Raw genomic sequence first — 20075 nt, forward strand, 5'->3', positions numbered from 1 at the left:
ACAATGAGCATCATCGAACAAGCCATCGAACGGATGGGACAGCTCAAGCGGGCCGGTGTGGACATCGGTGAAGCGACGCCGGACGAGGCGACCGCCTCCGCTCCGGCTTCGGCAGCGCCGACGCAGGCCGGTCCGGTCGCCGATGCCCGGCCGACGGCGCGTCCCGTGCCTGCGGAACCGGCTGTGGAGGTTTCGCGCGCGGCAAACGAGCAGTCGCGCTATGTCGATCTCGATCTGGCCCGGCTTGACTCCATGGGCATGGTGGTGCCCTCGGCCCCGCGCTCGCAGATTGCCGAGGAGTTCCGCGTGATCAAGCGTCCGATACTCGCGAACGCGCATGGCAAGGGCGCGGCGCCGGTGGATAACGGCAACCTGATCATGGTGACCAGTTCGGTCCCGGGCGAGGGAAAGAGCTTCAATTCCATCAATCTCGCGATGAGCATCGCGATGGAACTGGACAACCGGGTGCTGCTGGTGGACGCCGACGTGGCCCGGCCGTCGGTGCTGAATCTGCTCGGCCTGCCGCCTGCCAAGGGCCTGATGGATGTCCTGCTGGACCGCAACGTCGGGCTGCCGGACGTGCTGCTGCGCACCAATGTCGAGAAGCTCACCATCCTGCCGGCCGGCATGCCGCACAAGAACGCGACCGAACTGCTCGCCAGCAGTTCGATGAAGTCGCTGCTGGTGGAGCTCGCGCACCGCTACCCGGACCGCATCATCATTTTCGATTCGCCGCCGCTCATGGTCACCACCGAGGCACCCGTGCTCGCGCAGTCCATGGGCCAGCTCGTGCTGGTGGTCGAAGCCGGCCGTACCACCCACACCATGGTCAAGCAGGCGCTGGCCAAGGTGCAGGGTTGCCAGGTCAAGATGCTGGTACTGAACAAGGCGCGCTATGCCCGCACCGACGGCTACTACGGCTACTACGGTTATGGCTACGGCTATGGCAGCGATGCGCCATCGGCCGAAGAAGGAAAGGCCGCCTGATGCGCCTGCGCCGGCTCCACGTGCTGTTGAGCGGGCTGTCGTGCACTGCCCTGGGCGTGGTCACGCTGCCGGCGCATGCCGAGAACTGGCGCGTGACGACGGGCATGAGCACACGCGCCATCGTCAGCGACAACATCAACTTCTCGGCGACCGCACCTTCGTCGGACACGCTGATCGAACTGTCGCCCAATGTGCGGTTGTCGCGCACCAGTCCGCGACTGACGCTGGACGCGAGCTACCTGCCGCGCTATCTGTACTATGCGGACGACACCTACGACGACCGCCTGTCGAACGGCTTCAGCATCCTCGGCCGTGCCGAGGTCGTCGATGACTTCTTCTTTCTCGATGCGCGTGCGGTATCGACCCAGCGCAGCCAGTCGGTGTTCAACGCGGTGCCGACCGACAACACGATCGCGTCGAACCAGCTTTCGCAGTCGCGCACCTATTCCATCACGCCGTCGCTGCGCGGTACCGTCCGCTTGGGCGATGTGGCGACCTGGAAGTCCAGTTACAACATCGTGCGCAGCGATCTGAGCGGCGGCACTCAGGCCGGCACGCTCACCTCGGAAACCTTCACCGGCACCCTGGCCAGCACCCCGGCGAAAGTCGGCTGGCAGGTCGACGTCAGTTCGACCAAGACCGATTCCGACTATTCGCAGTCGACCGACCGCAAGCGCATCGTCGGTTCGCTGAACTACCGACCGGATGCCACGGTCACGCTGACCGGCCGCTATGGTTACGAGGACACCAACTTCTCGAGCCAGCGCAGTGGCGCCACCTATGGTGCAGGTGTGAGCTGGCGGCCGGACCCGCGCACCTCCATGCGGGCCGATGTCGACCAGCGCCCGTATGGCCGCACCAATACCATCAATCTGAGCCATCGCCTGCCGCGCACCACGCTGAGCGCGACCTACAACCGCAACCTGACCACGCGCGCCGAGGCGCTGCTGTCCCAGGGCGAGGTGGACCGCTTCGACTTTCTGGAAACCCTGCCGCAGTTCCAGGCCATCACCGACCAGACTCAGCGTGAGCAGGCCATGCAGGCCTTCCTGACCCTGCGCGGCCTGAGCCGATTCGACAGCATCCAGGGCGTCATCCTGTCCGACCGCCAGTTCCTGCAGTCGCGCCTGCAACTGTCGGCGTCCTATTCCTCCTCGCGCGGCCTGCTGTCGCTCACCGTGTTCCGCACCACCAGCGACAGCGGCGTCGGCGGACGCAGCACCACGGCGAACGATGACTTCTCGCTGTCCCCGGTGATCACCCAGCGCGGCTGGACCGCCAACTACAATCACAAGGTGTCGGCACTGTCGTCGGTGAATCTGTCGCTCACCTCGTCCAAGTCCGACGGTCAGGCCGGTACCGGCATCAATGCGGACCGCGATGTGCTGAATGCCACATGGACGCGCAAGCTGGGTGCCTACACCAATGGCTCCATCGGCCTGCGCATGACGCGTGCCACAGTCACCGACGGGGATGTGGACGAGAATGCCGTGATCGCCACCCTGTCGACCCGGTTCAACTGATACGGCCGGACGAGCGGCCGTTCGACGACGGCCGTTCGCCGCTACCTCCGTCCTCCCGTCCATGTACGAATCCTTCTACGGTCTTTCCGGCAAACCCTTCCAGCTCAATCCCGATCCGTCCTTCTTCTTCGGAAGCAAGGGACATCGTCGCGCGCTGGCCTATCTCGAGTACGGCCTGCATCAGAGCGAGGGTTTCATCGTCATTACCGGCGAGATCGGCGCCGGCAAGACCACGCTGGTACGCAGCCTGCTGCAGAAGCTCGATGCCAAGAAGGTGGTGGCCGCCCAGCTGGTGAGCACCCATCTCGATGCCGAGGACACGCTGCGGCTGGTGGCCGCCGCCTTCGGCCTGCCGAACAAGCAGCTCAAGAAGGCCGACCTGCTGCTGTCGATCGAAATGTTCCTGCTGTCGCTGACCGCAGCCGGGAAGCGCGCGCTGCTCATCGTGGACGAGGCGCAGAACCTGACGCCGCGCGCGGTCGAGGAACTGCGCATGCTGTCCAACTTCCAGCTTGGCGAACATGCGCTGCTGCAGAGCTTTCTGGTCGGCCAGCCCGAGTTCCGGGAAACCATGCAGAGCCCGCACATGGAGCAGTTGCGCCAGCGGGTGATCGCGTCCTATCACCTCGGACCGATGGACGCGGCGGAAACCGAGGCCTATATCGAGCACCGGCTCAAGCATGTCGGCTGGCGCGGCCAGCCCTCCTTCCAGCCGGGCGCTCATGAAGCCATCTTCAAGGCCACCGAGGGCGTGCCGCGCCGCATCAATACGCTGTGCGATCGGCTGCTGCTGGCCGGTTTCCTCACTGGTGCCAGCAGTTTCAGCACGCATGACGTGATGGAAGTGGTCGATGAAATGAAGGACGAGGCAGGTGACGCCGCCGCCGCGGCCGCCATCGCCAAGCGTCCGGACGGCGGGTTGCCGCCGGAATCGCCGCCGCTGGCCGCGTTCGGCAGCGGCAGCCTGCTCGCGCCGCCGCCGCTGTTCGACATGGATCTGTCGCAGTTCAAGCTCGATGCGGAATCGGCGCAGCGCGTGCGCGACTACGTGAACGCGCATCAAGCCGGCAATCTCGAGGAAAGGCTGGTGCGCATGGAACGAGCGCTGGAACAGACGATGGCGCTGCTGTACGAGATCGCGGAGCGCTCGACCGACACCACCGGCAGGAGCGGAGAATGATCACCACGCTGTCTCCGGTGCTGTGCGTCGTCGGCGCGCGCCCGAACTACATGAAGATGGCGCCCATCCTGCGTGCCTTCGACGAGCACCATCCCGCCCTTCCGTGGGTGCTGGTGCATACCGGGCAGCATTACGACCATGCGATGAACGAACGCCTGTTCAGGGGGCTGAGGCTGCCGACGCCACAGCACAATCTGGAAGTGGGTTCGGGCACGCATGCGGTACAGACCGCCGAAATCATGAAGCGCTTCGAGCCGCTGGTCGACGATATCCGTCCGTCCTGTGTACTGGTGGTGGGCGATGTCAATTCCACGCTGGCCTGCGCGCTGGTCGCGGTGAAGAAGCACGTGCCGGTGGTGCATGTGGAGGCCGGACTGCGCAGTGGCGACCGCGCGATGCCGGAAGAGATCAACCGCATCCTGGTCGACCGTGTTTCCGACCGCCTGTACACCACCGAACGCAGCGCGCTGGACAATCTGGTGCGTGAGGGCGTGGACGCCGGCTGGGTACATTTCGCCGGCAATGTGATGATCGATTCGCTGCTGTCCAGCCGCCCGCTCGCGGTGCCGCCGGTGAAGACGCTGGCCGACCACGGCATCGATCCGGCACTGATCGCCGACGGACGGTATGGCGTGGTGACGCTGCACCGGCCGAGCAATGTCGATGACCCCGAACAACTGAAACGTCTGGCATCCATGCTGTCGCAGGCGGCCGAACGGCTGCCGCTGGTATTCGCGATCCATCCGCGCACGCGTGGCAATCTCGAGAAATTCGGCCTGGGGGCGTTGCTGCAGAATCCGCGCATCGCTCTGCTGCCGCCGCTGGGCTATCTGGAAATGCTGGGGCTGATGAGCGACGCCACGGTCATGGTCACCGACTCCGGCGGTCTGCAGGAGGAAACGACTGCACTGTCCGTGCCCTGCCTGACCTTGCGCGAGAACACCGAGCGGCCGATCACGGTGGAGCAGGGTACCAACACCGTGATCGGCATCGACGCCGCGCTGTTCGTGCGCAGCCTGGACGACATCCTGGTGACCGGCGGCAAGCGCGGGCGCGTGCCGGAATACTGGGACGGTAACGCGGCGCGGCGCATCGCCGCCGACCTCTACGGCTGGTTGCAGCAGCGGGGTGCATGACATGACGACAGATACCGGTATCCGCAACGCATTCACCGTCGACGTCGAGGACTACTTCCAGGTGTCGGCGCTGGCGCCCTATATCGATCGCGCGCGCTGGGACAGCATCGAATGCCGCGTCGAGCGCAATGTCGACCGCATCCTGGCCTTGCTCGCCGACAGCGGCAACCGGGCCACCTTCTTCACGCTGGGCTGGATTGCCGAGCGGCATCCCGACATGGTGCGGCGCATCGCCGCGGCGGGGCACGAAGTCGCCAGTCATGGCACGGCCCATCTGCGCGCGACCGAGCAGTCTCCGGCCGAATTCCTGGACGACATCAGCCGTGCCAAGAAGGTGCTCGAGGACATCACCGGGCAGGAAGTGCACGGCTATCGTGCGCCCAGCTTTTCCATCGGTCACACCAACCCGTGGGCGCTCGACTGCGTCGCACAGGCCGGATACCGCTACAGCTCCAGCATCTATCCGGTCAAGCACGATCACTACGGCATGCCGGATGCGCCGCGCTTTCCGTTCGCTTCGCGCGAAGGTCTGATGGAAGTGCCGGTCACCACCGTGCGCGTCGGCAGTCGCAATCTGCCGGCCGGCGGTGGTGGCTACTTCCGGCTGCTGCCCTATGCCGCCTCGCGCTGGCTGCTGAACCAGGTGAACAAGCGCGATGGCAAGCCAGCGATGTTCTACTGCCATCCGTGGGAGATCGACGCCGCGCAACCGCGCGTGTCCGGTGTCGATGCGAAGTCGCGTTTCCGCCATTACATCAATCTGCATCGCACCGAAGGTCGCCTTGCACGCTTGATGCGCGATTTCCGCTGGGGCCGCATGGACGAGGTGTTTCCGGAGATCGCACGTGCGGCCTGAGGCGGAATTCATGGCGGCGTTGACCGTTCGAGCAGCGACCGACGCCGATCGCGTCGCGTGGAACGCCTTCGTCGAACACTGTCCGCCGGCCACCTTCTTCCACCTGTACGAGTGGCGCGACCTCATGCGCGACGTGTTCCGCCACCGCACGCATTACCTGATTGCCGAGCGCGCCGGCCGCATCTGCGGTGTGCTGCCGCTGGCCGAGGTGAAGAGCCGCTTGTTCGGTCATTCCCTGGTGTCCCTGCCGTTCGCCGTGTACGCCGGCGTGGCGAGCGAGGACGAACAGGCCACGTCGGCGCTGGAAGCCGAGGCACAGCGCATCGCGCAGACCCTGGGCGTGGCCCATCTCGAGTTCCGCAATGTCGCCGCGCGTCATGCCGACTGGCCGACCGAGGATCTGTACGTCACCTTCCGCAAGGTGATGTCGCCCGATGTCGACGAAAACATGAAGGCCATCCCGCGCAAGCAGCGCGCCATGGTGCGCAAGGGCATCGCCAATGGCCTGAAGGCCGCCTTCGATGCCGACAACAGCCGCTTCTTCGAACTGTATTCGGACAATGTGCACCGCCATGGCACGCCTGCGCTGTCGCGCCGCTATTTCGACGCGCTGCGCAGCACCTTCGGCGAGCGCTGTTCGGTCATGACGGTGGAAGGGCCGGATGGCGCCTGGCTCAGTTCGGTCATGAGCTTCCATTTCCGCGACGAAATCCTGCCCTACTACGCGGGTGACGCGGTGGCGGCACGCGATCTCGCGGCGAACGATTTCAAGTACTGGGAACTGATGCGCCATGCCTGCGAGCGCGGCATCCGCGTGTTCGATTACGGGCGCAGCAAGCAGGGCACCGGCTCGTTCTCGTTCAAGAAGAACTGGGGCTTCGAACCGACGCCGCTGCACTACGAATACTGCCTCTACACGCGCGACAGCCTGCCGCGCAACAACCCCTCCAATCCCAAGTACAAGCTCATGATCGAGGCCTGGCGCCGCATGCCGCGTGCGCTCGCGAACACGCTGGGGCCCTTCATCGTCCGCAACCTGGGATGACAGGTGTGGAGCCGCTGCTCTTCCTTGCCCACCGGCTGCCGTTTCCGCCCAACAAGGGCGACAAGATCCGCTCCTGGAACCTGTTGCGCCATCTGTCCGCGCGCCATGCGGTGCACGTGGGCAGCTTCGTCGACGATGCCGCTGATCTTCCGCAGGTGCCGGCGCTGGCCGCGCAGTGTGCCTCGCTGCATGCGCAGCCGATTTCGCCGCGCCTGCGCAAGCTGGCGTCCCTGCGTGCATTGTTGAGCGGTGAGTCGCTGAGCGGTGTCTATTACCGCTCGTCGGCGATGCAGGACTGGGTGGACCGCACGATCGCGCAGCACGGCATCCGTCGCGCAGTCGTGTTCTGTTCGACCATGGCACCGTATCTCGACCGCCACCCCGATGTGCGTCGCGTGGTGGATCTGGTCGATGTCGATTCGGCTAAGTGGTCCGACTACGCGCCGCGCCATCGCTGGCCGATGTCCTGGCTCTACCGGCGCGAGGCGCGCACCTTGCTCGATCTGGAAACCCGTGCGGTGCTTGCCGCGGACCGCGCGCTGCTGGTGACGCCGGCCGAGGTCGCTCTTTTCGAATCGCTGTCGCCCGCCGTGCGGGGCCGGGTCGATGCGCTGCCCAACGGGGTGGATGCCGCGTTCTTCCATCCGCGCCACGCCGATGCCTCGCCCTATCCCGCGGGCGGGCGCGCAATCGTCATGACCGGTGCCATGGATTACTGGCCCAATGTCGACGCCGCCTGCTGGTTCGCCGGCGAAGTCCTGCCGCGCATCCGGGAGGTCGAGCCCGCGGCGCGCTTCTACGTGGTCGGCATGAATCCCGCGCCGGCTGTGCGCGCGCTGGAAGCGACCGGTGTGGTCACCGTGACCGGCCGCGTCGATGACGTGCGGCCGTGGCTGGCGCATGCCGATTGCGCAGTGGCGCCGCTGCGCGTCGCCCGCGGCATCCAGAACAAGGTGCTGGAGGCGATGGCCATGGCGCGGCCTGTGGTCGTGTGGCAGGGGCTGTCGACCAGCCTGGATGCGCAGGAGGGGCGTGATTTCCTCGCCGCCGGCGATGCCGCCTCGTTCAGCCATGCGGTGCTTGCGCTGTTCGATCGCGCCCGGGCGCAGGCGATGGGCGAATCGGCGCGCGTGCGCATCGAGCATGTCTATCGCTGGGATGGCGCTCTGGCCAGGCTCGATGCCTGGCTGGATGCGCCGCTGTCGCCGCCACTCCTTTCCTTGACCGATGAACACAGAGACATCCTCCATGCCCGTGGCTGATGCCGTCCGCACCTCTGCCGGCTGGCGCTCCGCCGGTCCGGTCTTCCTGCTGCTCTGCGCGCTGCTGTTCGTGCTCTACCGCGATACGGCACTGTCCATGGCCGAAATCTGGTGGCGCTCGGAAACCTTCGCCCACGGGCTCATCGTGCCGCCGGTCTTCCTGTGGTTGGTGTGGCGGCGCCGCGCCGCGCTGGCGGCACTCGATCCCCGGCCGAGCGCACTCGGCCTGCTGGCGCTGGTGCTGGCTTTCGCCGGCTGGCTCGTCGCCGACCTGGCCGGCGTGCAGGTGGTGCGACAACTGGCCTTCGTCGCCAGCATTCCGGCGCTGGTGATTGCCGTGCTGGGCTGGCGCATCGCCTGGGACATCGCCTATCCGCTTGCCTTCCTCTTTCTTGGCGTACCCATGGGCGAAGGCCTGATGCTGCCGCTGATGAACACCACTGCTGATTTCACCGTGTTCGCGCTGCAGGCCATGGGCTTTCCGGTGTACCGCGAGGGCACTTTCTTCGAACTGCCGTCCGGCAGCTGGTCGGTGGTCGAGGCCTGCAGCGGCCTGCGCTACCTGATCGCCTCGTTCACGGTGGGGGCCCTGTATGCCTACCTGAGCTATCGCAGCCCATGGCGCCGGGCCGCCTTCATCGTCGCCGCTGTGGCCACGCCGGTACTGGCGAACTGGCTGCGCGCGCTGATGATCGTGCTGCTCGCCCACTACTCGGACATGAAGATCGCCACCGGCGTGGATCACATCATCTACGGCTGGGTTTTCTTCGGCGCGGTCATGCTGCTGCTGTTCTGGATCGGGTCCTTCTGGCAGGAAAGCGATGCCGTGGAGGTCCCCGCCGCCTCACCCGCGGTGCAGCGCAGCACCGCGCGCGCGCGCCTGTGGATGACCGCCGCGATCGCCGCGGTACTGCTGCTGGCGCCGCTGGCATTGAACGCCCTGTTCGATGGCCGGCCGCTGCCGCCGGCGCCGGCCTTCCGCCTGCCGGCCGTGCTCGACGGTGGCTGGGTGCGTGACGACGGTGCCGAGCTGACCGACTGGCGCCCCACCTTCCAGAATCCGGACCGCGTGCACGTGGTGCAGTACCGCCGCAATGACGAGGTTGTGATGCTCGAGCTTGCCTGGTACGGCAAGCAGAGACAGGATGCCGAACTGATCAACTCGCGCAACTTCATGATCCGGCAGGAGCATGAGGTGTGGTCGAACGTCGGCGAGAGGATTACCGATACCCCGCTGCATCCGGTGCGCGAAACCCAGTTGCGCTCGCCCGCCTTGCGCCTGCTCATCCACGACTGGTTCGTGGTTGGTGACCGGCCCACCACGAGCAGCGTGCGCGCCAAGCTGCTGTTCGCGCGCGACATCCTGCTCGGGCGCGGCGACGACGGCCATGCGGTGGTCATGTGGACGCCGCAGGACGCCGAGGGCAAGGCCGCCCGCGCGCGTCTGGAGGATTTTTCCGCGGCGCTGGCGCCTGCGTTGACCGGGGCGCTCGCGCCATGAAGCGCGTCGTGCACGTGGTGCACCACTTCGGTACCGGCGGCATGGAGAACGGAATGGTCATCCTGTTCAACCATTTTCCGCAGGGTGATTTCGAACACCACGTGGTGTGCCTGCAAGGACATGCCGGTTTCGTCGAACGCATCCGCGATGGCGGTGCGGTGTTCCACGACATCGGCAAGAAGCCGGGCAAGGATCCGGCGCATTACTTCAGATTGTGGCGCCTGCTGCGCCGCCTGCGGCCGGACGTCCTGCACACGCGCAACCTGTCGGCGCTCGAGGCGGTGCTCATCGGCTGGCTGGCCGGCGTGCCGGCACGAATACACGGGGAACACGGGCGCGACGTGTTCGATCTCGATGGCAGCAATGCCCGCTACAACCGGCTGCGCCGCCTCGTGCGCCCTTTCGTGAGCCGCTATCTGACGGTCAGTCGTGATCTGCAGCGCTGGCTGGTGGAGGTCATCGGTGCCGATCCGGCACGGGTGATACAGATCTACAACGGAGTGGACAAGCAGCGCTTCCGGCCGCGCGACGGCGAGGCGCGCGACGTGCTGCCGGCCGCCTGGCCGGCGGAAGCGGTCGTGATCGGCAGCGTCGGGCGCATGGTGGGCGTGAAGGATTACCCGACGCTGGTGCGCGCCTTCATCGAGGCGGCGGCGCGACCGGGCGGCGAGCGATTGCGTCTGGTCATCGTCGGCGACGGTGGCGAGCGTGCCGTCTGTCAGGCGCTGCTCGACCAGGCGGGCGTGGCCGACCGGGCATGGCTGCCCGGCGAGCGTCGCGACATTCCAGAACTGATGCGCGCCTTCGATCTGTTCGTGCTGCCCTCGCTGGGCGAGGGGGTGTCGAATACCATACTGGAAGCCATGGCCTGCGGCCTGCCCATCGTGGCGACCGCAGTCGGCGGCACGCCGGAACTGGTCGAGGAGGGCGTCAATGGCCGCCTGTTCTCGCCGGGCGATGTGCAGGCACTGGCTGACCATGTGGCGGATTACGCAGCGCATGCCGCACTGCGGGATGCGCACGGAAGTGCTTCACGGCAGAAAATCGAGGCCTCCTTTAGCATTGAAGCCATGGTGGCCGCCTACCGCGACGCCTACTTCGAGCTGTCCAGTGCGCGCTAGCGCCTGACGGCGACTCCACCAGAGGACACCTTCCGCATGTGCGGTTTCGTAGGCATTTTCGACACGCGTGGCCGGCGCGACATCGGGCGCGACACCCTGCATCGCATGAACGAGGCGCAGCATCACCGCGGCCCCGACGAAGGCGATCTGCATCTCGAACCGGGCGTGGGGCTGGGTCACCGCCGGCTGTCCATCATCGACGTGGCCAGCGGCCAGCAGCCGCTGGGCAACGAGGACGGGTCGGTCATCGTCGTGTTCAACGGCGAGATCTACAACTTCCAGTCGCTCATCCCCGAACTGACCGCACTCGGCCACACCTTCCGCACGCGCAGCGACACCGAAGTCATCGTGCACGCCTGGGAGCAGTGGGGCGAAGCCTGTGTCGAACGCTTCCGCGGCATGTTCGCGTTCGCGCTGTACGACCGCAACCAGGACGTACTCTTCCTCGGGCGCGACCGGCTGGGCGTGAAGCCGCTGTTCTATTCGCTGCTGCCTGACGGCCAGCTCATCTTCGGATCGGAGCTGAAGGCGCTGATGGCGCACGGCGGCCTGGCGACCGACATGGATCCGCTCGCCGTCGAGGAGTATTTCGCGCTCGGCTATGTCGCCGATCCGCGCACCATCTATCGCGGCGCCTTCAAGCTGGAGCCGGCGCACACGCTGCGCATCCGCCGCGGCGAAACGCCGCCGGCACCGCGCCGCTACTGGGATGTGGATTTCGGTCGCGTGGACGCGATCGACGAGGTCGAGGCGCAGGAAGAACTGATCCGCCGGCTGCGCGAATCGGTGAGCCTGCGCATGATTTCCGAGGTCCCGCTGGGGGCCTTCCTGTCCGGCGGCGTGGACTCTTCGGCGGTGGTGGCCATGATGGCGCAGGGCTCGGACAGCCCGGTCAATACCTGCGCCATCGCGTTCGACGATCCGGCTTTCGACGAATCGAAATTCGCGCAGCAGGTGGCCGACCGCTACCGCACCCATCACCGCGTCGAAATGGTGGCATCCGACGATTTCGACCTGATCGACACGCTGGCCTGGCTGTACGACGAGCCCTATGCCGACAGTTCCGCGCTGCCCACCTACCGCGTGTGCCAGCTTGCACGCAAGCACGTGACGGTGGCGTTGTCCGGCGACGGCGGCGACGAGAACTTCGGCGGCTATCGCCGCTACCGCCTGCACCTGATGGAAGAGAAGCTGCGTGCGCGCCTGCCGCTCGGCCTGCGCCGCCCGCTGTTCCGCACCCTGGGGCAGCTCTATCCCAAGGCGGACTGGGCGCCGCGCGTATTCCGCGCCAAGAGCACCTTCGAATCGCTGGCGCGCACCTCGGTCGAGGCCTACTTCCACTCGGTGTCCATCCTGCGCGATCCGATGCGCCAGCGCCTGTTCAGCCCGCGCATGAAGTCGGCGCTCGGCGGCTACAACGCGGTCGAGGTGTTCCACCGCCACGCGGCGCGCCACACCTCTGACGAACCGCTGTCGCTGGTGCAGTATCTCGATCTGAACACCTATCTGGTCGGCGACATCAATACCAAGGTGGATCGCGCCAGCATGGCGCATTCGCTCGAAGTGCGCGAACCGCTGATGGACCATCCGCTGGTCGAATGGCTGGCCACGCTGCCGGCATCGTTCAAGGTGCGCGGCCAGGAAGGCAAGTATCTGTTCAAGAAGTCGCTCGAACCGCACCTGCCGCACGACATCATGTACCGACCCAAGATGGGTTTTTCGGTGCCCCTGTCACGCTGGTTCCGCGGTCCGCTCAAGCAGCGCGTGCGCGAGGCGGTGCTCGGCAGCCGGCTGGGCGATACCGGCTGGTTCAACCGGCCTTATCTCGAGCACCTGGTCGATGCCCACCAGTCCGGCCTGCGCGACTACAGCGCCTCGCTGTGGACCCTGCTCATGTTCGACGCCTTCCTGCGCAACGCGGAAGGCGCGGCCTTCCGCGACGCCGCCTGAGGATTCCTGTCACCGATGCGCATCCTGCACGTACTGGACCACTCGATTCCGCTGCACAGCGGCTACACCTTCCGCACCGCCGCCATCCTGCGCGAGCAGCGCCGGCTGGGCTGGGAGACGCATCATGTCACCAGCGTCAAGCACACTGCGCCGGGGCCGCTGGTCGAGGAGGTGGATGGCCTGACCTTCCACCGCACACCATGGAGCCCCGGCGCGGTGGATCGCGTGCCGGTGCTGCGCGAACGTGCGCAGATGCAGGCGCTGGAAAGGCGTCTGCTCGAGGTGGCAACCCAGGTCCGGCCCGACGTGCTGCACGCCCATTCGCCGGTGCTGAATGCCTTCCCGGCGCTGAATGTGGGACGCCGTCTGGGCATACCGGTGGTGTATGAAATCCGCGCCTTCTGGGAGGATGCGGCGGTGGACCACGGCACCACCAGCGAAGGCAGCCTGCGCTACCGCGCCACGCGCGCGATGGAAACGCGCGCGGTGCAGCAGGTCGATGCGGTGACCACCATATGCGAAGGGCTGCGTCGCGATCTGGTCGCGCGCGGCGTGCCGGAGAGCAAGATCACTGTCATTCCGAACGCGGTCGATATCGACAACTTCGCCTATGGTGTGCCGGGCGACGACGCGCTGCGCACCGAGCTCGGACTGTCAGGCAAGCGTGTGCTCGGTTTTCTCGGCTCCTTCTACGCCTACGAGGGGCTGGACCTTCTGCTGCGCGCGCTGCCCGCCATCCTGCGCGAGGCGCCGGATGTGGCGGTGCTGCTGACCGGCGGCGGACCGCAGGACGACAACCTGAAAAAGCTCGCTGCCGAACTGGGGCTGCAGGATCACGTGAAATTCACCGGCCGCGTGCCGCATGCCCAGGTGCAGCGCTACTACAGCCTGGTCGACGTGCTGGTCTATCCGCGCCACTCGATGCGCCTGACCGATCTGGTCACGCCATTGAAGCCGCTGGAAGCCATGGCGCAGGGCCTGCTGCTGGTGGCCTCCGACGTCGGCGGCCACAAGGAACTGATACGCGATGGTGAAACCGGCATGCTGTTCCGTGCCGGCGATGCCGACGATCTGGCGCGCAGCGTGCTGCGCCTGCTGTCCATGCAGCAGGTCTGGCCGCAACTGCGCGCCGCCGGCCGGCGCCATGTCGAGACCGAGCGCAACTGGGCGGTGTCGGTGGCGCGCTATCGCGATGTCTATGGCCGTCTGACCGGCCGCGCCGCGGCATGACGCGTGACGGGCCGCACATCGTCGTCTTCTCGACGCTGTTCCCGAATGCCGCCCAGCCGCAGGCCGGGCTGTTCATCCGCGAGCGCATGTTCCGGGTCGGTGCCGAACTGCCGCTCACCGTCGTTGCGCCGGTACCCTGGTTTCCCTTCCAGTCCGTGCTCAGGCTGATCCGGCCGCACTTCCGCCCGGATGTGCCGCGCGTCGAGACTCAGCAGGGTGTGACCGTACTGCATCCGCGCTTCCTGTCGGTGCCCGGCATGTTCAAGCGCTTCGACGGCGTGCTGCTGGCGCTGGGTGCGCTGGCCTGTCTGCGCCGGTTGCGGCGGGAAGGCCGGCTCGACGTGCTGGATGCGCATTTCGGCTATCCCGACGGCTATGCCGCCTCGCTGCTCGCGCGCTGGCTGCGCATTCCATTCACCGTCACGCTGCGGGGTACCGAAGCGCGCCACGCGCGCACGCCCGGCCTGCGCGACAGGCTGCAGGCGGCGCTCGCGCGTGCCGACCGCGTGTTCTCGGTATCGGCTTCGCTGGCGGATATCGCCGCCGGCCTGGGCATCGCGCGCAGCAAGCTGCAGGTGGTGGGCAACGGCGTCGATACCGGCAAGTTCCACCCGGTGGACCGCGACCAGGCGCGGCGTTCGCTCGGCATACCGGATACCGCCACGGTACTGATCAGCGTGGGCGGCCTGACCGAGCGCAAGGGCTTTCACCGCGTGATCGAACTGCTCCCTGCGCTGCGCAGCGAGCTGCCCGGACTGCTGTTCCTGATCGTCGGCGGCGCCAGTGCGGAAGGCGACCGCGGGCCGCAACTGAAGCAGCAGGTGCGCGATCTGGGCCTGGACGACTGCGTGCGCTTCCTCGGCACGCTGCCACCCGAGGCGCTCAAGCATCCGCTGTCCGCGGCCGATGTGTTCGTGCTGGCCACGCGCAACGAAGGCTGGGCCAATGTATTCCTGGAGGCCATGGCCTGCGGCCTGCCCGTGGTCACCACCGATGTGGGTGGCAACCGCGAGGTGGTGTGCCGCGATGAACTGGGAGCCGTCGTGCCTTTCGGTGACGCGGCGGCGCTGCAGGGCGCACTGCGCGAGGCGCTGGGCCGGAACTGGGATCGTGACGCGATACTGGCGCATGCGCGGGACAATGCATGGGACGGGCGCATCGCCGCGCTGGTCGACGCCTTTCGCGGTCTGCACGCGGTGCGCGCCGGGCAGACGGTCACTGGAGGAGTGAGCCAAGTTGGCTGAAGTATCGACATGGCGCCATCTGCGCGAGCAACTGGGTTATCGCAGCCTGCTCGCCGGAAAATGGTGCATACAACGTCTGCCGCGCGCCAGCGGTGCGCGCCGCCATGTGTTCGTGGCCGGCATGCAGCGCTCGGGCACCAATATGCTGATGGATCTGATCGAGCGCAGCATGCTGACCGACGTCTATCACGAGCGCGATCCGCGTGCCTTCGACAACTACATGATGCGCGAGCTGCCGGTCATCCGACGCCTGGCCGAACAGTCGCGCGCGCCGCATTTCGTCATCAAATGCCTGTGCGAGCTGGACCAGTTGCCGGCGCTGATGGACGAGTTCCAGCCGTCGAAGGCGCTGTGGATCGTGCGCGAGTATCGCGACGCGGTGAATTCCGCGCTGGTGTCCTTCGGCCGCTTCAAGCAGCAGATCGAGCGCATCGCCACCGACAAGGCCGGTGACGAATGGTTTGCCCGCGGCATGTCCGACGACACCACCCGACTGGTGCGCAGCGTCTGGCATCCGGACATGAGCGAGGCCGATGCCGCAGCGCTCATCTGGTATTTCCGCAATCTGCTGTTCTTCCAGCTCGGCCTGGACCGGAGGCGGGATGTGAAGCTGCTGTCCTACGAGGCGCTGGTCACCCAGCCTGCGCTCGAATGCGAACAGGCCTTCCGCTTCGTCGATCTGCCGTATACGCCCTTCATCACGCGCAAGGTGTTCGCGACGTCGATCAGCAAGAAGGCGCCGCCGCCGATATCCGGCGAGCTGGTGACCCTGTGCGACGGCCTGATGCAGCGTTTCCAGGCGCAGCGGGAGGCCACCGGTGGCTGACCTGCGCACCCGCTTCATCGCTTCGCTGGTGTTTCCGCTTCAGGAGAGGCTGAAGCGCCACAGCACGGTGGCCGACCGGCGCGCGATGGAAGACAGCCAGTGGTGGCCGGCCGCGCGGCTGGAGGCGCTGCGCCTGCAGCGGCTGCGCGCATTGCTGGCGCATGCCGGATTGCACGTGCCCTACTACCGCGAACTGTTCGGGCGGCTCGCTTTCGATCCGGCGGGTGTCGCGTCGCCGGCCGATCTGCAACGACTGCCCTTCCTCGACAAGCCGGCGATACGCGCGCATACCGAGGCGCTGAAGGCCGACGACGCGCGGGGCCTGGCCCGCTTCAATACCGGCGGATCGAGCGGCACGCCGCTCATCTTCTTCATCGGCAGCGAACGCGTCAGCCGGGACGTGGCGGCCAAGTGGCGCGCGACGCGCTGGTGGGGCGTGGACATCGGCGACCCGGAAATCGTGCTGTGGGGCAGTCCGATCGAACTGGGTGCGCAGGACCGCGTGCGCCTGCTGCGCGATCGTCTGATGCGCACCCGTCTGCTGCCTGCCTTCGAAATGTCGGATGCGCGCGTGCAGGGTTTCATCGACGAGATCCGCGCCATGCGGCCGCGCATGCTGTTCGGCTATCCGTCGGCCTTCGCGCATATCGCGCGGCATGCGCAGCGGCAGGGGCAGCGCATCGACGACCTTGGCATCAAGGTGGTGTTCGTCACGTCGGAGCGGCTGTACGACCACCAGCGCAGCCTGATCGAACAGACCTTCGGCGCGCCGGTGGCCAACGGCTACGGCGGCCGCGACGCCGGTTTCATCGCCCATCAGTGTCCGCATGGTTCCCTGCACATCACGGCAGAGGACGTGATCATCGAAATCGTCGATCGCGAAGGGCGTGTGCTGCCCGCGGGTGAATCGGGCGAAATCGTGGTGACCCATCTGGCGACGCGCGATTTCCCCTTCATCCGTTACCGTACCGGCGATGTCGGTACCCTGGCGGCGCCGGATGACGCGCCCTGCGGCTGTGGCCGCACGCTGCCGGTGCTGAAGGAGGTGCAGGGCCGCACCACCGATTTCATCGTCGCGCGCGACGGCACGGTGATGCACGGGCTGGCGCTGATCTACATCGTGCGCGACATGCCGGGCGTGGCCGCCTTCCGCATCGAACAGGAAAGTCTGGATCTGACGCGCGTGAAGGTGGTGGCCGAAGCCGGCTATCCGGCCGACGGCGACCAGCGCATCCGCGACGGCATGCGCGCCCGGCTCGGCGCCGAGGTCGAGGTGCTGGTCGAGCATGTGCCGCAGATCGCCGCCGAAGGATCGGGCAAGTTCCGCTATGTGGTGAGCAAGGTCGCGGCATGACAAGGTATAGCGCCGATGCGTGACCTGCTCATTTCCGCGATCGTTTTCGGGGCGCTGCCGCTCATTTTCCGCTCGCCCTGGCTGGGCATCATCATGTTCACCTGGCTCAGCCTGATGAACCCGCACCGTCTGGCCTATGGTTTCTCGCTGAATTTCCCGTTCGCGATGATTGTCGCGCTCACCACGCTGGTCGGCCTGCTGGCGTCGAAGGAGCCGAAGAAGATGATCTGGTCGCGCGAGACGCGGCTGCTGATCGCCTTCATCCTGTGGATGTGCCTCACCACGGTGTTCGCGATGTATCCGCAGTTCGCGCAGATACAGCTCGAGAAGGTGCTCAAGATCCAGCTCATGATCCTGGTGGCCCTCATCCTGATGCGCAGCTTCGACCGCATCGAGGCCCTGGTCTGGATATCTGCGGCGTCGATCGGCTTCTATGGTTTCAAGGGCGGCATCTTCACCGTGCTGCATGGCGGCGTCTATCGCGTGCAGGGGCCGCCCGGCACCTTCATCGGCGGCAACAACGAGCTGGGCCTGGCCATGGCCATGACGGTGCCCTTGCTCTATTTCATGCGTTCGCGCGTCGCCAACCCCGGACTGAAAACCTTCATGACCGTGTGGGTGGTGCTGACCGCCTTTGCCGCGATCGGCACCCAGTCCCGCGGCGCGTTGCTGGGCATGGCCGCGATGGGCGCCTTCGTCTGGATCAACAGCCGCAACAAGTTCTTCACGCTGGTGGTGCTGGCGGTGACCGCGACGGCGATCGCCAACTTCATGCCCGAGTCCTGGTACGAGCGCATGGGCACGATCAAGACGCACGACGAGGACAAATCGGCGCAAGGGCGCGTGAACGCGTGGTGGACCAGTTTCCATCTCGCCAACGACCGGTTGCTCGGCGGCGGCTTCGACTGCTGGTGGCCGCCCACCTTCGCGATGTACGCGCCCAATCCTGACGATGCGCGCGAGGTGCACAGCGTGGTGTTCGAGGTGCTGGGCGAGCATGGCTACATCGGTCTCGCCATCTTCACCGCGCTCGGCGTGTTCACCTGGTTCAGCGCGGGCTGGACCGCGCGGCGGGCGCGCCGGATGCCGGACATCGCCTGGGTGGCCGACATGATGCGCATGGTGCAGGTGAGCATGGTGGCTTACGCCACCGCCGGTCAGTTCCTGGGGCTGGCCTATTTCGACTATTACTACACGCTCATCGTGATCGTGGTCGCCACCCGTGCGCTGGTCCAGCGACGCCTCCAGGGCGGCATGCCGGACACGGAATGGCAGCAGGTACAGCCGGCCGGTCTGTTCGCCGGCGGGCGACTGCCGAACTTCCGCAGGCTGCTGACCGGGAAGTCGCCGTGACCAATGTACTTCTGCGCGTCGCGGAAACCGGCTAGGCTGCCGGGATTCCGAATTCCCGACCGTGCCGCGATGGATACGCCTGCGATGAATCCGCTCCGGATCGCCGTACTGATCCCCTGCTACAACGAGGCCGCCACGATAGGCAATGTGGTGCGCGATTTCCGCGCCGCGCTGCCGGGCGCTGCCGTCCATGTGTACGACAACAATTCGTCGGACGACACGCGCGCCATCGCCCGGGCGGCCGGCGCCATCGTGCGCACCGAAAGGCACCAGGGCAAGGGCAATGTGGTGCGCCGCATGTTTTCCGACATCGACGCCGACGTCTACGTGATGGTGGATGGCGACGACACCTATGATGCCTTCGCCGCGCCGTCGCTGATACGCCATCTGGTCGACGAGAGCCTGGATATGGTGAATGGCCGGCGCATCACCGAGGAAGTCGCGGCCTACCGCGCCGGTCACCGGCTCGGCAACCGCATGCTCACCGGGCTGGTGTGCTGGTTCTTCGGCGAACAGTTCAAGGACATGCTGTCCGGTTTCCGCGTGTTCTCGCGCCGCTTCGTGAAGTCCTTCCCGGCGCTGTCGCAGGGCTTCGAGATCGAAACCGAACTGACCGTGCACGCGCTCAATCTGCGCATGCCGGTCGGCGAGGTGGATACCGCATACCGCTCGCGGCCCGAAGGTTCGGTCAGCAAGCTCAACACCTATCGCGACGGCATCCGCATCCTGAAAACCATCATGATTCTGGTGAAGGAGGAGATGCCGCTGCAGTTCTTTTCCTGCGTCGGCGCGGTGCTTGCGCTGATATCGCTGGCGCTGGGCATTCCGGTGGTGGAGGAGTTCCTGCAGACCGGCCTGGTGCCGCGGCTGCCGACCGCGGTGCTGTCGGTGAGCATCATGATTCTCGGTTTCCTGAGTTTCGCGTCCGGCCTCATCCTCGATACGGTGAGCCTGGGGCGTCGCGAACTGAAGCGCTTGCAGTATCTGCAGGTGGCGCTGGTCGATGGCGAAGTGCCCGGTCACGAGCGGACGCCGGTTGCGCCGCTGCAGCCGGCCGGGCCGGTGGCTTCCGCGGCATGATGCCGCAGCGCTGTCTGCCAGGCACGACATGAGCCGGCAGTTCTTCCGTTTTGCTCTGGTCGGCACCGCCGGCTTCGTGGTCGACCTGCTGGCGCTGCAGATGGCGCTGCACGTGTTCGGGCTGGACGCCTACACCGGGCGCGGCCTGTCCTATCTGTGTGCCGCCACCAGCACATGGATCATGAACCGCCATTTCACCTTCGCCACCGAGCGCACCGATGCGCTGTGGCGCGAATGGGCGCGCTTCCTGATGAGCAATGCCGCCGGCGGCGCGGTCAACCTCGGCGTCTATGCCGCACTGGTGGGCAGCGGACTGCCCCTGGTGTCGGCGCCTTGGCTCGCGCTGGCGGCCGGATCGGTGGCCGGCCTGTTCTTCAATTTCTTCGCATCGCGCAGATTCGTGTTCACCGCCCGCGTCCGCTGATGC

The 20075-nt window shown here is 66.4% G+C and carries 17 protein-coding genes; all 17 read left to right on the plus strand.

From position 1 onward, the window contains the following. The first annotated feature begins 3 nt into the window (after positions 1-3). Positions 4-987, plus strand: coding sequence for an XrtA-associated tyrosine autokinase (locus A3Q7_RS0116265; RefSeq protein WP_018412969.1), 984 nt, complete (start codon positions 4-6; stop codon positions 985-987). Further along, the gene (locus A3Q7_RS0116270; protein WP_018412970.1) at positions 987-2510 is read left to right on the plus strand and encodes a TIGR03016 family PEP-CTERM system-associated outer membrane protein; all 1524 of its coding nucleotides are present in this window, start codon (positions 987-989) and stop codon (positions 2508-2510) included. Before A3Q7_RS0116265 ends, A3Q7_RS0116270 begins: the two co-directional genes overlap by 1 nt. Positions 2511-2571: 61 nt before the next feature. Then, positions 2572-3690, plus strand: coding sequence for an XrtA/PEP-CTERM system-associated ATPase (locus tag A3Q7_RS0116275; protein WP_018412971.1), 1119 nt, complete (start codon positions 2572-2574; stop codon positions 3688-3690). Next, positions 3687-4826, plus strand: coding sequence for a non-hydrolyzing UDP-N-acetylglucosamine 2-epimerase (gene wecB, locus A3Q7_RS0116280; RefSeq protein ID WP_018412972.1), 1140 nt, complete (start codon positions 3687-3689; stop codon positions 4824-4826). The genes A3Q7_RS0116275 and wecB overlap by 4 nt, the downstream gene beginning before the upstream one ends. 1 nt (position 4827) lies before the next feature. Next, on the plus strand, positions 4828-5682 hold the full coding sequence (locus A3Q7_RS0116285; RefSeq protein ID WP_026224937.1) for an XrtA system polysaccharide deacetylase: 855 nt from the start codon (positions 4828-4830) through the stop codon (positions 5680-5682). After that, positions 5672-6727, plus strand: a complete 1056-nt coding sequence (locus A3Q7_RS0116290) for a FemAB family XrtA/PEP-CTERM system-associated protein (protein ID WP_018412974.1) — start codon at positions 5672-5674, stop codon at positions 6725-6727. The genes A3Q7_RS0116285 and A3Q7_RS0116290 overlap by 11 nt, the downstream gene beginning before the upstream one ends. A gap of 5 nt (positions 6728-6732) precedes the next feature. After that, positions 6733-7989, plus strand: coding sequence for a TIGR03087 family PEP-CTERM/XrtA system glycosyltransferase (locus A3Q7_RS0116295; RefSeq protein ID WP_026224938.1), 1257 nt, complete (start codon positions 6733-6735; stop codon positions 7987-7989). After that, positions 7976-9490 carry an exosortase A gene (xrtA, locus tag A3Q7_RS0116300; protein WP_018412976.1) on the plus strand — a complete coding sequence of 505 codons (1515 nt, stop codon included), beginning with the start codon at positions 7976-7978 and terminating at the stop codon, positions 9488-9490. The genes A3Q7_RS0116295 and xrtA overlap by 14 nt, the downstream gene beginning before the upstream one ends. Beyond that, a complete protein-coding gene (locus A3Q7_RS0116305; RefSeq protein WP_018412977.1) occupies positions 9487-10611 on the plus strand; it encodes a TIGR03088 family PEP-CTERM/XrtA system glycosyltransferase in 1125 nt (374 codons plus the stop codon). Before xrtA ends, A3Q7_RS0116305 begins: the two co-directional genes overlap by 4 nt. 36 nt (positions 10612-10647) lie before the next feature. Beyond that, complete coding sequence (locus tag A3Q7_RS0116310; protein ID WP_018412978.1) at positions 10648-12561, plus strand: XrtA/PEP-CTERM system amidotransferase; 1914 nt, start codon at positions 10648-10650, stop codon at positions 12559-12561. 15 nt (positions 12562-12576) lie between these two features. After that, positions 12577-13791: a TIGR04063 family PEP-CTERM/XrtA system glycosyltransferase gene (locus A3Q7_RS0116315; RefSeq protein ID WP_018412979.1), complete on the plus strand. Its 1215-nt coding sequence runs from the start codon at positions 12577-12579 to the stop codon at positions 13789-13791. Beyond that, positions 13788-15035 (plus strand): glycosyltransferase, encoded by a 1248-nt coding sequence (locus A3Q7_RS0116320; RefSeq protein WP_018412980.1) that lies wholly within the window; start codon positions 13788-13790, stop codon positions 15033-15035. The genes A3Q7_RS0116315 and A3Q7_RS0116320 overlap by 4 nt, the downstream gene beginning before the upstream one ends. Next, entirely contained in the window at positions 15028-15861 is an 834-nt protein-coding gene (locus A3Q7_RS0116325) for a sulfotransferase domain-containing protein (protein WP_018412981.1), read from the plus strand. The genes A3Q7_RS0116320 and A3Q7_RS0116325 overlap by 8 nt, the downstream gene beginning before the upstream one ends. Then, positions 15854-17215 (plus strand): phenylacetate--CoA ligase family protein, encoded by a 1362-nt coding sequence (locus A3Q7_RS0116330; RefSeq protein ID WP_018412982.1) that lies wholly within the window; start codon positions 15854-15856, stop codon positions 17213-17215. Before A3Q7_RS0116325 ends, A3Q7_RS0116330 begins: the two co-directional genes overlap by 8 nt. A gap of 15 nt (positions 17216-17230) precedes the next feature. Next, positions 17231-18568, plus strand: a complete 1338-nt coding sequence (locus tag A3Q7_RS0116335; protein WP_018412983.1) for a putative O-glycosylation ligase, exosortase A system-associated — start codon at positions 17231-17233, stop codon at positions 18566-18568. A gap of 84 nt (positions 18569-18652) precedes the next feature. Beyond that, a complete protein-coding gene (locus A3Q7_RS20005; RefSeq protein ID WP_232418011.1) occupies positions 18653-19648 on the plus strand; it encodes a glycosyltransferase family 2 protein in 996 nt (331 codons plus the stop codon). A gap of 28 nt (positions 19649-19676) precedes the next feature. After that, positions 19677-20072, plus strand: coding sequence for a GtrA family protein (locus A3Q7_RS0116345; protein ID WP_018412985.1), 396 nt, complete (start codon positions 19677-19679; stop codon positions 20070-20072). Positions 20073-20075 lie beyond the last annotated feature (3 nt).

It is taken from the genome of Methyloversatilis thermotolerans, assembly GCF_000372885.1.
Classification (GTDB): domain Bacteria; phylum Pseudomonadota; class Gammaproteobacteria; order Burkholderiales; family Rhodocyclaceae; genus Methyloversatilis; species Methyloversatilis thermotolerans.